Below are 14,113 nucleotides of genomic sequence, written 5' to 3'. Positions count from 1 at the left end.
TTTTTTTAAAACATGCGCTGTCGCAAGGCCGATGGACGTGTTCTGTGACTCCACATGTGGCTCAAAACCCTGCCGCTGCGCGGTGCCTTCTCTCGGCCTTCGAGCCTAAGGTCTCGAAGCCGCTCCGTTCAGCAGGATTTTTTTATCGCGCCATCCCACCATTTTAAAAGAAAAAACCAATTGAATATTAAGCAAAGTGTTTTGCTTTTCATGTGATCCGAGCCGGTGAAGCTGTGACCTAAAAAGCCTCTGGCCGCGTTCAAAAATCGCGCCGGAGGAGAGGTGGAAAACCGCGCGATTTTGCGCGGGTTGTAACCCGAACGGAGGGCACCGCGCAGCGGCGGGATTATGCGGCAATAGCTGGCGTTTCTGAAACAGAGCCGGGTTGCTTGGCACGTGTTTTAAAAAACGCGGGAGTCCAGAGGGCGCGCGTTTACGCGTCCTTTGGGCCAGTTTGGGCGGCAGCCCAAGGTCTTGACCTTAGAGCCAGTTTGGGCCGCAGCCCAAGGTCTTGACCTTAAATAATCACCAGACTTTCTCGACTCGGTCGAGCCAAGGATAGTCCGCTACCGGCTCCCACCCGTTCAGATACCTGCGCAGCATATCCATTGCCACCATCGCCATCGTCTCCTGCCGTAACGTCAGTCCGTGACGCGTGGCGGTATAACGAATAGTTAATCCGCTGGTGCCGGACGGCGTATGCAATGCCAGACTCAGGTGTTCGCCGGACAGTGCGCCGACGGCCAGTGCGAGTTGTGCGCCGGTTTTTTCCGCCAGCCCCTGAGCCCGCGCCAGCAGGCATTCGAGGGATTTTTCCGGTGACGCTTCTTCGCTGTGCGCCAGCAGCTCTCCTCCTGCCAGCGGAACACCTGCGCTTTGCAGCCGCCAGTTCAGCAGACCACCGGTGAAACTTTCACTCACCGCAAGACGCAGATTTTGTGCCAGCAGACGCTCAGCCAGACGATCTGGCAGACTGCCCAGCCCTTCGAAAATCGTGCTCTCCCCCGCCACTTCCCGTACACGCTCAAACGCTTTGTGCATCGCGGCTTCCTGCGAACGCGGGCCGGTGACTTTCAGCTCGATAATCGGCGATGACGAACGGTAACCCATCACCACACCTTCCGGCAGTTCAAGTTTATCCAGTTCGGTGGCGAGATCGCTTTCGCCGCGTCCGAACGTGGTCAGACGCAGACACAACGGCGCTTCAAGTGCGGGAAATTGTTTGTGAAGTCGCGGAACGATTTGCTGCTCCACCATCACTTTAAATTCAGAAGGTACGCCCGGCGTGAAGAAGATCTCACAGCGGTTGAGCTTCACGCTAAACCCGCAGGCGGTGCCGACCGGGTTATCCAGCAGTTCGGCATTGGCCGGAATTTGTGCCTGTTTACGGTTAGATTCGGCCATCGGACGGCCACGTTCATTAAAGAATGCCTGCATGGTTTCAATCCAGCCGGCATTCTCCACCAGTTCTACGCCACAGGCTTTAGCCGCGGCCAGCGCACTTAAATCATCCGTTGTTGGCCCTAAACCGCCGTTTACAATCAGCACATCCGCGATATGGCTGCGTTCTTCGAGAACGGCCACCAGCGCGTCGAGACTGTCACCCACGGTTTCGCGGCTGGTCATCGGTAAACCCTGTTCGAACAGATAATTCGCCAGCCACGCAGAATTTGTATCCACAATCTGGCCGTGCAGCACTTCGTCACCCGTACTCAGCATCTCAACCCTAAGCATCCCGTTCTCCTTCTGTTTTTGTCACTCCACTGTAGAAAGGCTCAGGCCGAAACACAATTGCAAAAGCACAAAGTGAGAGTGCGGAAGGGAACATTCAGGCGAAAAAAAAGCCTGCTAAGCAGGCTTATCAGGAGATTTCCCGAAAGAGGACGGGGATCAGAAGTTGATGGCGCCGCCGAGGTATGCGCCATCAGCCACGATGTTGTCACGGTTGCCATCTTTGCCGTCCAGCGCCATGTACCGGTAACCCACGCTCACGGTCACTAACGGAATCGCGGTCAGACGCACGCCTGCATTAGCTTCTTTATAGTTGCCAATGCCGCTGGACAGTGAATCCGGGGAATAATAGTAATCACCGTACAGGGTGAACAGTTTAGCGATTGGCAATTGCAGGCCGCCACCAACTGCTGCCGCGTAACCTTCGTCGCCGTCTTTCGGGTTGGTGTAAAGCCCTTTCCCGCCAACGGTGGCCATGAACGGACCCAGCGGGATGTTGTAGCCCAGACCCAGACCTGCAACATCGCCGTCGTCATCGTTATGTGTCCAGTCACCGCTTAAAGCCAGACCCGGAGAAGTGGTGCCGAAGCCCACGCCTAAGTGAGTGTAATGCTCGCCAACTTCACCATTCACGCTGATTGCATTTGCAGAAGCAGCCGCGAACATCAGGCTGGCAGCAACACCAGCGACAAGAAACTTTTTCATTATTTATCCTAAATAATTGCTAAACGACAATGATTCTTCCGCGTGAAGTCTAAAGCAATTCACTCTGTTGTAACAACTTTTTGGAACTTTAAAACATTCGCGAAAAGGCGGTAAATTGTAAGAAACATCGATTTCATTGATGAAACGACGATTTCTAATCGGAATGATAACTCCAGCCTATTTGCCCCTGATCAATATAGGGTTTATTACTTGTGGGTAGAGTGAATTTTGCTTAGGAAAGCAACCCTCAGACAAGGAATGTAAAAAGGCTTCCACAGCCCCTTTTACCCCACACCCGTTTCAAACTGGAAGGAATTGTCATGACGAAGAAAGGATTAACAACAGCCTCTGGCGCACCCGTCGTCGATAATAACAATGTCATCACCGCTGGCCGCCGTGGCCCGCTGCTTCTGCAGGATGTCTGGTTTCTTGAGAAATTAGCGCACTTCGACCGCGAAGTGATCCCTGAGCGTCGAATGCACGCGAAAGGTTCCGGCGCGCACGGTACCTTCACTGTGACGCACGATATTACGCAGTTCACCCGCGCGAAGATCTTCTCTGAAATCGGCAAGCAAACCGACATGTTTATCCGTTTCTCTACCGTGGCCGGTGAGCGCGGCGCGGCGGATGCAGAACGTGATATCCGCGGCTTCTCCATGAAGTTTTACACCGAAGAAGGCAACTGGGATTTGGTCGGTAATAACACGCCGGTATTTTACCTGCGTGACCCGCTGAAGTTCCCGGATCTGAACCACGTCGTGAAACGCGACCCGCGCACTAACCTGCGTAACCCGGCGTATAAATGGGATTTCTTCTCGCATCTGCCGGAAGCGTTGCATCAGCTGACCATCGACGTCAGTGACCGTGGCCTGCCAACGTCTTACCGTCACATTCACGGTTTCGGCAGCCACACCTTTAGCTTTATCAACGCAGAAAATGAGCGTTTCTGGGTGAAATTCCATTTCCGCTGCCAGCAGGGTATTGAAAACCTGATGGACGATGAAGCCGAAAAACTGGTCGGCACCGACCGCGAAAGTTCACAGCGCGACCTGTATGACGCCATCGAACGCGGCGATTTCCCGCGCTGGAAACTGTTCGTGCAAATCATGCCGGAAGCGGAAGCCTCTCAACTGCCGTACAACCCGTTTGACCTGACCAAAGTCTGGTTGCACAGCGATTATCCGCTGATTGAGGTCGGTGAATTCGAGCTGAACCGTAATCCGGAAAACTACTTTGCCGAAGTTGAGCAGGTGGCGATGAGCCCGGCGAACGTGGTGCCGGGCATCGGCTTCTCACCGGACAAAATGTTGCAGGGCCGCCTGTTCTCTTACGGCGACGCGCACCGTTATCGTCTGGGCGTGAACCATCATCAGATCCCGGTGAACGCACCAAAATGCCCGTTCCATAATTATCACCGCGACGGCGCGATGCGCGTTGACGGCAACAGCGGTAACGGCGTGACGTACGAGCCGAACAGCGCAGGTTTATTCCAGGAACAGCCCGATTTCAGCGAACCGCCGCTGAGCATTGAGGGCGCAGCCGATCACTGGAATCATCGTGAAGATGATGATTATTTCACTCAGCCGCGTTTGCTGTTTAACCTCCTGTCTGAAGCCGAACATCAGCGTATGTTTGCGCGCATTGCCGGTGAACTGAAGCATGCGTCACCTGAAACGCAACTACGCCAGCTCGACCTGTTCTATAAAGTCGATCCGGCGTATGGCGCGGGCGTTGAAGAAGCACTGAAAGCCTGATCCGGTTTACACCGTAAGCAATGATAAGGGCCGCGCAATGCGGCCCTTTTTTCGTCTACGCGGTCAGCGTTTCAATCCACTGCCGGATGCGCAGCCGGGAGATTTTGATACCGCCCTGCGCCAGCGTTTCGGGCAACGCGTGATACGCCACCGGCAACTGGAAATGCGGTAATTTCCGGCTAAGCCAGAGATTCAGTTCCGCATAAACCAGCCCGGCCTGTGCGTCAAGCACCGCCACCGGACGATGTCCGAATTGTTCATCAGCAACGGGAACCACAAAAGCCTGCGAAACCTGAGGATGGCTGACCAGCACTTTTTCGATATCTTCCGGCTGAATGCCTTCGCCGCCGCTGAAAAACAGATTGTCCAGACGCCCGGCGATAAACAGTTCTTCGGCATGCCACCCGCCGCGATCGCGGGTATGCAACCAGCCATCGGCATCCGTCAGCGGCATCAGACTACCGTTTTTCCAGTAACCGGCCGCCAGACTGTCGGCACGGATCAGGATTTCTTCGTCAGAAATACGGACGTCTTTTCCGGCCAGCGGCATGCCCACACCCGCCGACGCATCAGCGCGTTTGGCCGTCACCGTGGACGCCGTTTCCGTCATCCCGTAACCGCACCAGCACTGCACACCAGCCTTTTCGGCCTGCGTGGTCAGCTCCAGCGGGATCTGCGCACCGCCGAGCAGAACGTGTCGCAGGGACGCCGGGAATGCCGTTTGTTGCAACAAACGCCAGAGCTGCGTCGGCACCAGCGACGCATGGCTGCATTCCGCCAGCGCGGTCTCGATATTTTTATCCCCAGCCAGCACCAGCGTGGCACCGGCGGTAAGCCATCGCCAGATAATCCCCTGCCCCGATACATGAAACTGCGGCAGCGAAAGCAGCCAGCTGTCGTTGTGTGTAAACGGAATCAAACCCAGAACGCCGCGCGCACTGGCAAGATGAGCGGAAAGGGTATGCGCTGCGGCTTTCGGCAACCCGCTGGAGCCGGAAGTGAGCGTCATTGTTGCAATACGCTCCGGCTGCCATGAAACGCAGCTGACGGAAAACGCGTTACGCAAATGCAGCGGCGTCTGGCTCAGGGACAGCGGCTGTCCGGTCAGTTCCAGCACAAAACTGATGTCCAGCTGGGGTAATAATTTTTCGCAAAGACCTTGCGGCAACTGCGGATTCAGCGGCAGTAAACGCGCGCCAGTCTGCAACAGCGCCAGATAACTGAGCAGCGCATCCAGACTGTTTTTACTGCGCAGCACAACACCCGCGCCTTCACTGACGCCCTGCTGAATAAATCCGGCGGCCAGTGAATCAACACGATGTTGCAAATCACGCCAGCACCAGGTGATATCCCCGGCTTTCAGCGCCATGGCAAACGGCGAACGGTTCGCCCGTTCACGCCACGGCCAGTCATTGATCATTTGCTCTGCCATACCTTTTCCAGTTGAGAAACATCCGTCAGCGGGAGTGTGGAACCCGGCCATTGCCGGATCAACTGTGCCTGCATCAGATCCAGTGTATCGAGCCCCGGCACGGCGTCGGGCGTCAGCCATTGCGCGATACGCGCCAGCTGCGTCAGCCCGAGGCTGGATTCAATCGATGAACTGATGACTGCTTCCAGCCCCGCCGCGTGGGCCTGCGCAATCAGCTGGCGGCAGCGTAACAGGCTTCCCGTCAGCGTAGGTTTGATGATGATTGCCGCCAGACCCGGCTCGGCCTGAACGGTAAAACCGGGCTCGCGCACGCTTTCGTCCCAGGCAATCTTAATGCCGGTGGTACGGGAAAAATCGCGGGATTGTTCACGCGTCAGGCAGGGTTCTTCGATAAAAGCGATGCGGGAACGCAGCTCAGGGGCGACGTGACGGGCAAACCCCTCGGCTTTGACCGGCGTCCAGCTGCGGTTAGCGTCGAGGCGTAAACGCAGCTCCGGCAACGCCTCCAGCAACATACTGACATTCAGCCCGTCGCCTACCGATTCGTACAAACCGACTTTCACTTTGGCGACTTTCTGGCCAAATAAATCACCCGGCAATTCACCCAGACGCGCATACAGTTCGTTCGGATCGCCATGACACAGCGGCGCACAGCGCAAACTCATGACTTCCGGCAATTCGCCGCGCAATTCCGCATCGGCACAACTGAGGCCGAACGCCACAGAAGGCAAACTGCTGAACGCCGACGCTACCGCCGTCAGCGATGCGCCCTGCACCCACTGACTCAGCCCGTGCTGAACGGCATCCTGCGCCTGCGGCAACGCTTCCTGACTAAAACCGGGCAGCGGCGCAATTTCGCCCCAGCCGGTTTTATCGTCCTGCCACAGTGATACCAGCAAACCGTCACGCGTTTTCAGACGCTGATTGCGCAGCACCACGCCCGCCTCCATCGGCAGGCTATACCGGTACACCGTGGCGCGGCGCATTACGGATTACGCTTAAATTTGCTGAAGTCCGGCTGGCGTTTTTCATTAAACGCGTTGCGGCCTTCCTGACCTTCGTCGGTCATGTAGAACAGCATCGTGGCGTTACCCGCCAGTTCCTGCAACCCGGCCTGACCGTCGCAGTCAGCATTGAGTGCAGCTTTCAGGCAACGCAGCGCCATCGGGCTGTTTTCCAGCATTTCGCGGCACCAGCGCACCGTTTCCTTTTCCAGATCGGCCAGCGGAACTACAGTGTTAACCAGGCCCATTTCCAGCGCGGCTTTCGCGTCGTACTGACGGCACAAGAACCAGATTTCGCGGGCTTTTTTCTGGCCGACGATGCGCGCCATATAAGAAGCGCCCCAGCCGCCGTCGAAGGAACCGACTTTCGGGCCGGTCTGGCCAAAAATGGCGTTATCCGCGGCAATCGTCAGGTCGCACATCATATGCAGAACGTGTCCGCCGCCGATGGAGAAACCGGCTACCATCGCCACAACAGGTTTCGGGCAGGTACGGATCTGACGCTGAAAATCCAGCACGTTCAGGTGATGCACGCCGCTGGCGTCCTGATAGCCGCCGTAATCGCCGCGGACTTTCTGATCACCGCCGGCGCAGAAGGCTTTTTCGCCTTCGCCGGTCAGCACGATCACGCCAATACCTTCGTCGTTACGGGCATCGTCGAGCGCACGGATCATTTCTTTGACGGTCAGCGGGCGAAACGCATTACGCACCTGCGGACGGTTGATGGTGATTTTAGCGATGCCATCTGCAGATTTGTGATAACGGATATCTTCGAATTCGCCGGTGCAATCACGCCATTCAACCGGCGCATACAGTTCTTTTTCATCAGGATAAATCATGTTCAACTTCCTTTAAGACAGGTGAATTAATGAACGCCAGCGCCTGACGGGCAAATTCCGCCGGATTGTCACGATGGGCGTTATGCCCGGCATTGGCGACGGTACGCAGTTCGAAACCGGACTGCTGTGCAAGATGGATAAATTTGGTGTCGGCACTGCCACACAGCCACGCCAGTGGACGGGAAAGCAGACGCAGTTCAGGGCGCAAATCCGGCTGCACCGACAGCGACGTGGAGGCCAGCATCGCGGCAACGGCGCGGGAATTATTGCCCTCACGCAATAAAACCAGCCCGGCGCGTTGTTCGTCCGTCAGGCTGGAAAACACCGGCTGCTGATACCAGCTGGCGAGTGTCTGCGGCCAGGATGCTTGCGTGAAACGCGCAGCCCATTGCTGATCGTGATGACGGCGCTGCGCGCGTTCCGCCGGACAGGTCAGCCCGGGATGTGCACCTTCCACCAGCACACCCTGCAAGCCGGACGTGTCGCCGTGACAGGCGTGATACAGGCTGATGCGCCCGCCCAGCGAATAACCGATCAGCCAGTAAGAAGTTATGCCCTGCCCGTTCAGCGTGTCGGTCAGCAACTGACTGACGTCGGCAAAACCAGCGGCGGTAATCGCGGTGGAACGCCCGTGCCCCGGCAAATCCACCCGTAAGCACGGCCATCCGGTCAGCGAAGGCAAAAGCGGCTGCCAGTCTTCCGCACTGCCCAGCAAACCGTGGAGAAAGACCAGCCACGGACGCCCTTCGGCGTCGCCACTGAGCCGCGTGCAGGCCAGCGTCATGATGCGCTGACCTCTCTGACTAAATCACGCAGACACTCAGCGCCTTCCGTTTCACTGACTTTCAGCTCGATAAGTTTTACGCCGCCGTGCTGCCAGCACTGGCTGACGGCGTCGCGTAACGTGCTCATGGAATCCGGGCAGGCGTAATCCAGACCAAACATCGCTGCCGCATGGCTGAATTCAACGTTTTGCGGCATGCAGTAAAAACGCTGACGCTCGGCCTCCGGCGTCGGTAACAAAGAGAAAATCTGCCCGCCGTTGTTGTTCACCACGATGATGACCGTCGGGGCGGAACACTGGCGCATCAGCGCCAACGCGTTTAAATCGTAAAGTGCGGAGATATCGCCGAGAAGCACCAGCGTGGGTTTGCAGGTTGCGCGCTGAACACCGGCGGCTGTTGAAAGCAGGCCGTCAATTCCGCTGGCGCCGCGGTTGGCGAAAACCGGATAACCGGCAGGCAACTGCGCGAAAGCATCCACGAGCCGGACAATCAGGCTGTTGCCAAGAAAAAGCTGACCGTGCTCCGGCAATAAAGCGGGAAGACACCACGCCACCGCGGCCTCACCAAAGGTGCCTTCAAGACGATTTTCCACGGCGTTTAGCGCGCGTTGGGAACACTGTTCCAGCTCTTCTGCCCAGTCCGGCTGAGGCTGCGCAGGGTGCGCCAGAAGCCACTCAGCGACATCGGCCTGAATACGGTGGCCACGGTGCTGCGCCGGATCCTGCCTGCCCGGTAAGGTGTCGATCAGCCAGTATTCCTCCGGCTGGCACGCGGCCTGCCATTGCAGCAAACGCTTACCGGTTAAACCGCCGCCAAACTGAATGACCAGCTGAGTTTTCGACAGCACAGCCTGCGCCTGCGGGGAGGCAAGCCATAAATCGGCACAGGGAAGCGGATTACCGGTTGATGCCTGAACGTCGGTTATCAGCGGCCAGCCAAGCAGTTCTGCCCAGCGGGCGACCAGCTCACTTTCCTGCGCTGAAATACGACCGGCGATAATCACGCCGCGCTTTTGCCGCCATGAAAACCAGTCAGACTGTGCCACCGGATGCTGCACCGGCGAATAAGACAGCCACGGCTGATCTCCCTGCCACCAGTCGCCCAGCGTTTGCAGCCAGACCTGATGTTCACCGTTATCTTCACCATAAAGCGGCTCAGCAAACGGGCAATTTATATGTACCGCGCCATGCGTCTGCTGCGCCAGCGCGTTATCGAGCGCCGACACCAGCCAGCGGGCACTGATTTCCGGCGTCGGACGCGGCAAATCCAGCGTCTGAACCGGATGGCTGGCAAAAATACCGGTCTGGCGGATGGCCTGATTGGCGCCACAGTCAATGAGTTCCGGCGGGCGATCGGCGGTGAGCAGCACCAGTTTTTCGCCGGTCAGCCCGGCTTCGATCAGTGCCGGATAAAGATTGGCGACCGCCGTGCCGGAAGTGACAATCACCGCAACACGTTGCCCGCCGGCTTTTGCCAGGCCGAGCGCCAGATGGCCGAGGCCGCGTTCGTCAAAATGGGTGTGACAGATCAGATACGGATGTGCCGCGGCTGCAAGGGTCAGCGGCGTTGAACGGGAACCGGGAGCAATACAGACATGCTGCACATTATGGCGGGTCAGTGCTTCAAGGATCAGCGTCGCCCAGCGACGGTTAAAGACGGCAACAGACATGATGAACTCACTCCGGCAAAGGATTATCCGGCCTGAACGGCAGGCGTGTAGTGCTCTTCCAGCAAAGTACGCAAACCGGCGGCTTTGTTTTCGATTTCCTGCCATTCCTGTGCAGCGTCAGAACCGGCGACAATCCCCGCCCCGGCGTAAAGTTCCAGCTGTTGCCCTTTTACCGCCGCAGAGCGCAATGCCACGGTAAATTCACTTTGTTCGGTACTGAGATACCCGGCAGAACCGGCGTACCACTGGCGGTCAAATGGCTCATAACGGGCGATAAATTCACGCGCGGCCTGACGCGGTAATCCGGCCACCGCCGCCGTCGGTTGCAGACGTTGCAGGCATCCGGCGTCATCGGCCTCGGCGAGCTCGCCGTGGATGCTGCGGCGCAGATGCTGCACTTTGCGTAACCGCAGAATCTCAGCGGGCATCACGTCCAGAGAATGCGCCCCGCCCTGCAAACGCTGGCAAATATCATCAACCACCAGCAAGTTTTCACGCTGGTTTTTGCCGTCATTCAGCAGCCATTCACCCAGCATTTGTGCTTCACCATCATCAGGATGATTAGCGACAGTGCCCGCCAGCGCTTCGGTGAATAACTCAGTATGGTCGCGCAGGAACAGACGTTCCGGGCTGGATCCCAGAAAAGCCTGTTGCGGCGTGAACGCCAGCATAAAGTGATAACAGCGATGATTGACTTCGCGGCTGGCGGCGAGGAAAGCGCAGGCGTTCAGCGGCTGGCTGAGCGTTAGGGTAGTTTTACGGGCGAGAACGACTTTGTCGAATTGCTGCTGTTCGATACAGGTCAGCGCCTGTGAAATCAGTTCGTTCCACTGCGGCTGAGCGGGCAAATGCTGGTGCTGGATGACGCGGGAAGTGATCGGCGGCAAATCCCGGCTGGCGACCAGCGAACGCAGGAACAACCGGGTCCGGCGCGCTTCATTCCATAACGAAAGGGTGCTGAAAACGGTACAGCGCAGCCAGTAAGTGGTGCCTTTGCGGCAGAGCTCAATGCGTGGCAGGAAGAGAGCGTTGGCCGCAAATGCGGCGTCATCGTTGTCCGCATTAAAGGCGTTCAGGCCCCAGATATGCAGATCGGAAATGTCCTGGTACTCTCGGATAAAATCCTGCGCCTGCGACAGGTTGCCAAACGCATAGGCATCGCCACACACGGCGGCTTCTTCATCGCCATCGCGCTGCTGCCAGTAGAATTTTGGATAGCAAGGTTGTGCGGATAACCATTCAAGCAGGCCGGTGTCAGGCTGTTTTTGCAGAGAATAACTGAACTGTCGGATACCCGCGGTATCAGGCCATTCGCCTGCCAGGGCTGTATCAAGCTGTTCAATGATTGCTGATATTTGTTTCACCGCTACCTCGGGCCATACCGGATGTTTTGTGACGGGCAGAAATACCCTTCTGGATCAAAAAACGGGTTGGATCAATTACGGATGAATTATGCGGCGATACGAAAAATGAAAATATGCGACAGATCAAGCTGAAGTGAGTGACGTTAGCTAAGAAGGAGTATAGGAGGAGAGAAAGGAGTAATCAAACGTGAGGTAGCAGGAGCAGCGAAAACCGCTCCTGCTCAGCGGGATTAGCGACGCAGAAGGAGGCCAACCACCAGACCGACAGCCGCGCCTACACCAACGCCGTGCCATGGGTTTTCGCGCACATAGCTGTCAGTTTGTTCTGCAACTTTGCGGGCTTTTTTGCAGTAAGAGCGAGCCTGAGGATCAATGCGCGATTTGATATCTTTCAGTGCATTTTCTGCACGCGCTTTGATTTGAACATACTTCTCATCGGCTTTATCACCGGAAGATTTCAGCACTTCTTCCAGAGTTTCAGTCAGCATACGCAAATCGTCATCTAACGAGTTCTGCTGTGTCTCAAATTGGTCAGCCATATTTATCTCCTTATGATGTGAAAGTTCACACTGCCTATAACCCTAGCGCAGAACGGGAGTAAATGCCCGCCGGATCCCATAAACTGCCGTAAATTCGGGAGTTTTAAGAACCTTCTGACCCTTTGGTTTTCACAAAAACGACGGATTTTTCCAGCTGCGCACGCGGTTTTTCACGCTGTTTCGCCAGCCATAATCCGCTGTTTTTCATCGCGTAACCGAATACCAGTCCGACCAGCAATGACACCACCACCTGACGCCAGTCGCCCTGCGCGGCAAAAGTCGCACAGGCACCGATAAATGTTCCCGGCACAAAAGCCAGCCACTGTTGCCGGGCCTGAATGCACATCAGGAAAGCGACGACGCCGGTCAGCATGTAACCGAGAATGCTCCATTCGGGGCGCATGGCGCTGCCCGCGATAATGACGACCGCCCAAAAGACACCGCTCATGCAGGTCAGCGTACTGATCAGTAATCCGCGTAGTCCACCCTGCGGACAGGCGAAATATGCCGTGCATCCGAGGAATCCCGCCCAGCTTATCAGCCCAAGGCTGATGGCCACCCAACCCCAGACACCGGAGAGGATGCCGGTGGTTATGGCAATCATCACTAAAACATTCATGGTGTAAATCCATACGAATCTGAACAAGCGCGCAGTGTACGCATTGGCGGGAATAATGGAATGGGCAAGATCACAAAACAAATGTAATATTTGAATGAACGTACATATAAATGTGATTGATATCACAAAAATGCATCGATACGATTAAAAAAGCCGCTCATGAGAGCGGCTATGTCAGCTTTCAGGACTGCGTGTACAGGCTTTATCAGAGCAGCGGTTGCGCCATCTGCACCAGCGAGATCAGCGGTTGCGGGAAGATACCCAGCAGCAGCACGAGAATCGCGGAAATCAGTACAACCACCCCGCCTGCCGTGAGCGCCCAGTTATTAGGCGTATCACGAACCAGCGTTTCAGGCGCGCTCAGATACAGGCTCACCGTTACGCGCAGATAGTAGTAAAGACCAATCGCAGAACCGACAACCACAGCACCGGTCAGCCACCACAGATGCGCGGTCACACCGGTCGCAATCACGTAGAACTTACCGATAAAGCCCAGCGTCATCGGAATGCCGGCGAGTGACAGCATCATCACGGTCATTACCGCAGACAGAATTGGCTTATGCCAGAACAGACCACGGTAGGAGAACAGCGATTCCGCGTCCGGACCTTTGTACGGGCTGGACATCAGGCTGACCACACCGAAAGCACCGAGGCTGCTGAACAGATAACCGGCCAGGTAAACGCCGACAGTTTCCATCGACAACTGATGCGTTTGTACCGCAATCAGCGCCACCAGCAGATAACCAAGGTGAGCGATGGAAGAGTAACCGAGCAGACGTTTGATATTGCTCTGGCTGATTGCCATCAGGTTACCGACCAGAATTGAGCAGAACGCAATAATGCTCAGCACAATCCGGATCGATTCGCTGTCAGCCACCGGCGCGTAGAGGAACAAACGCATCACTACCGCGAAGATTGCGATTTTGCTGGCGGTTGCCAGGAAAGTCGAAACCGGTGCAGGTGCGCCCTGATAAACGTCTGGCGTCCACAGGTGGAACGGAACCAGCGACAGTTTGAACCCCAGACCGACAATCATCATGCCCAGACCGGCCATCAGCAGCGGCTGATGCAGCATCACGCCGTCACCCAGATTTTTGCCCAGAGATGCGAAGGACAAATCACCGGACTGTGCGTACAGCAGTGCCATACCGAACAGCAGGAAAGAAGACGCAGCAGCCGACAGCAGCATGTATTTGATAGCGGCTTCCAGCGAACGTTTCTGGCGGTAGGCGTAACCAATCAGGCCGAACAATGGCAGGGAAATCAGTTCGATCCCGAGGAACATTGACGTCAGATGGTTTGAACATGCCAGCAGAATGCCGCCCATGGCCGCGATGAGAACTAACAGGTAGAACTCTTCACGGTTGTCCGGATAACCGGCCAGCCACGGGTAAGCAAACGTACTGGTGGCCAGACTCGCCAGCAGCACCAGCCCGATGTAGAACATCGAGTAGCCGTCAACGCGCAGCAACGGTGTGACGTCCTGCGGCCCGACCTGCCCGACGTAGTAAAGGGAAAGTAAGGCAACGTTCAGCCCGATGACTGTCAGAGTGGCATTAAGAAAATGGTCGCGTCGCCACGCAATGGACAGCATCACCACCACCACCGTCAATCCGACGATCATCAGCGGTAATAGTGCGATCAGATTTTGAAGTGTAAATGTCATGGCGAA

At 56.4% G+C, this 14,113-nt stretch carries 12 protein-coding genes; 1 reads left to right on the top strand and 11 read right to left on the bottom strand.

The window, feature by feature from the left end; all coding sequences use genetic code 11:
- Positions 1-525: 525 nt before the first annotated feature.
- Both M2403_RS10680 and M2403_RS10675 read right to left on the bottom strand, forming a co-directional pair.
- Complete coding sequence (locus M2403_RS10680) at positions 526-1,734, bottom strand: nicotinamide mononucleotide deamidase-related protein YfaY (protein WP_217153364.1); 1,209 nt, start codon at positions 1,732-1,734, stop codon at positions 526-528.
- Between the two features lie 156 nt (positions 1,735-1,890).
- Positions 1,891-2,436, bottom strand: coding sequence for a YfaZ family outer membrane protein (locus M2403_RS10675; RefSeq protein ID WP_152324353.1), 546 nt, complete (start codon positions 2,434-2,436; stop codon positions 1,891-1,893).
- Between the two features lie 320 nt (positions 2,437-2,756).
- On the opposite strand from M2403_RS10675, the gene M2403_RS10670 reads away from it, so the two are divergent.
- Entirely contained in the window at positions 2,757-4,190 is a 1,434-nt protein-coding gene (locus M2403_RS10670; protein WP_217153363.1) for a catalase, read from the top strand.
- A 55-nt stretch (positions 4,191-4,245) separates the two neighbouring features.
- Here the strand turns inward: M2403_RS10670 and menE are convergent, their stop codons facing one another.
- The 9 genes from menE to nuoN form a co-directional block, all read right to left on the bottom strand.
- Positions 4,246-5,622, bottom strand: coding sequence for an o-succinylbenzoate--CoA ligase (menE, locus tag M2403_RS10665; RefSeq protein ID WP_217153362.1), 1,377 nt, complete (start codon positions 5,620-5,622; stop codon positions 4,246-4,248).
- Positions 5,607-6,608, bottom strand: a complete 1,002-nt coding sequence (gene menC / locus M2403_RS10660) for an o-succinylbenzoate synthase (RefSeq protein WP_152324356.1) — start codon at positions 6,606-6,608, stop codon at positions 5,607-5,609. The genes menE and menC overlap by 16 nt, the downstream gene beginning before the upstream one ends.
- Positions 6,608-7,465 (bottom strand): 1,4-dihydroxy-2-naphthoyl-CoA synthase, encoded by an 858-nt coding sequence (gene menB, locus M2403_RS10655; protein ID WP_152324357.1) that lies wholly within the window; start codon positions 7,463-7,465, stop codon positions 6,608-6,610. The genes menC and menB overlap by 1 nt, the downstream gene beginning before the upstream one ends.
- Complete coding sequence (gene menH, locus M2403_RS10650) at positions 7,452-8,249, bottom strand: 2-succinyl-6-hydroxy-2,4-cyclohexadiene-1-carboxylate synthase (protein WP_259229106.1); 798 nt, start codon at positions 8,247-8,249, stop codon at positions 7,452-7,454. The genes menB and menH overlap by 14 nt, the downstream gene beginning before the upstream one ends.
- Positions 8,246-9,919: a 2-succinyl-5-enolpyruvyl-6-hydroxy-3-cyclohexene-1-carboxylic-acid synthase gene (gene menD, locus M2403_RS10645; RefSeq protein WP_259229105.1), complete on the bottom strand. Its 1,674-nt coding sequence runs from the start codon at positions 9,917-9,919 to the stop codon at positions 8,246-8,248. Before menD ends, menH begins: the two co-directional genes overlap by 4 nt.
- A gap of 23 nt (positions 9,920-9,942) precedes the next feature.
- A complete protein-coding gene (gene menF / locus M2403_RS10640; protein ID WP_165058284.1) occupies positions 9,943-11,283 on the bottom strand; it encodes an isochorismate synthase MenF in 1,341 nt (446 codons plus the stop codon).
- A 230-nt stretch (positions 11,284-11,513) separates the two neighbouring features.
- Positions 11,514-11,822 carry a DUF883 family protein gene (locus M2403_RS10635; RefSeq protein WP_152324361.1) on the bottom strand — a complete coding sequence of 103 codons (309 nt, stop codon included), beginning with the start codon at positions 11,820-11,822 and terminating at the stop codon, positions 11,514-11,516.
- A 103-nt stretch (positions 11,823-11,925) separates the two neighbouring features.
- Entirely contained in the window at positions 11,926-12,441 is a 516-nt protein-coding gene (locus M2403_RS10630; protein WP_217153359.1) for a DUF1097 domain-containing protein, read from the bottom strand.
- A 205-nt stretch (positions 12,442-12,646) separates the two neighbouring features.
- Positions 12,647-14,107 carry an NADH-quinone oxidoreductase subunit NuoN gene (nuoN, locus tag M2403_RS10625; RefSeq protein WP_259229104.1) on the bottom strand — a complete coding sequence of 487 codons (1,461 nt, stop codon included), beginning with the start codon at positions 14,105-14,107 and terminating at the stop codon, positions 12,647-12,649.
- Positions 14,108-14,113: the final 6 nt, after the last annotated feature.

This window comes from Rahnella sp. BIGb0603, from assembly GCF_024808755.1.
In the GTDB taxonomy this organism is placed as follows: domain Bacteria; phylum Pseudomonadota; class Gammaproteobacteria; order Enterobacterales; family Enterobacteriaceae; genus Rahnella; species Rahnella contaminans.
This window is presented reverse-complemented; position numbering and strand designations above follow the sequence as displayed.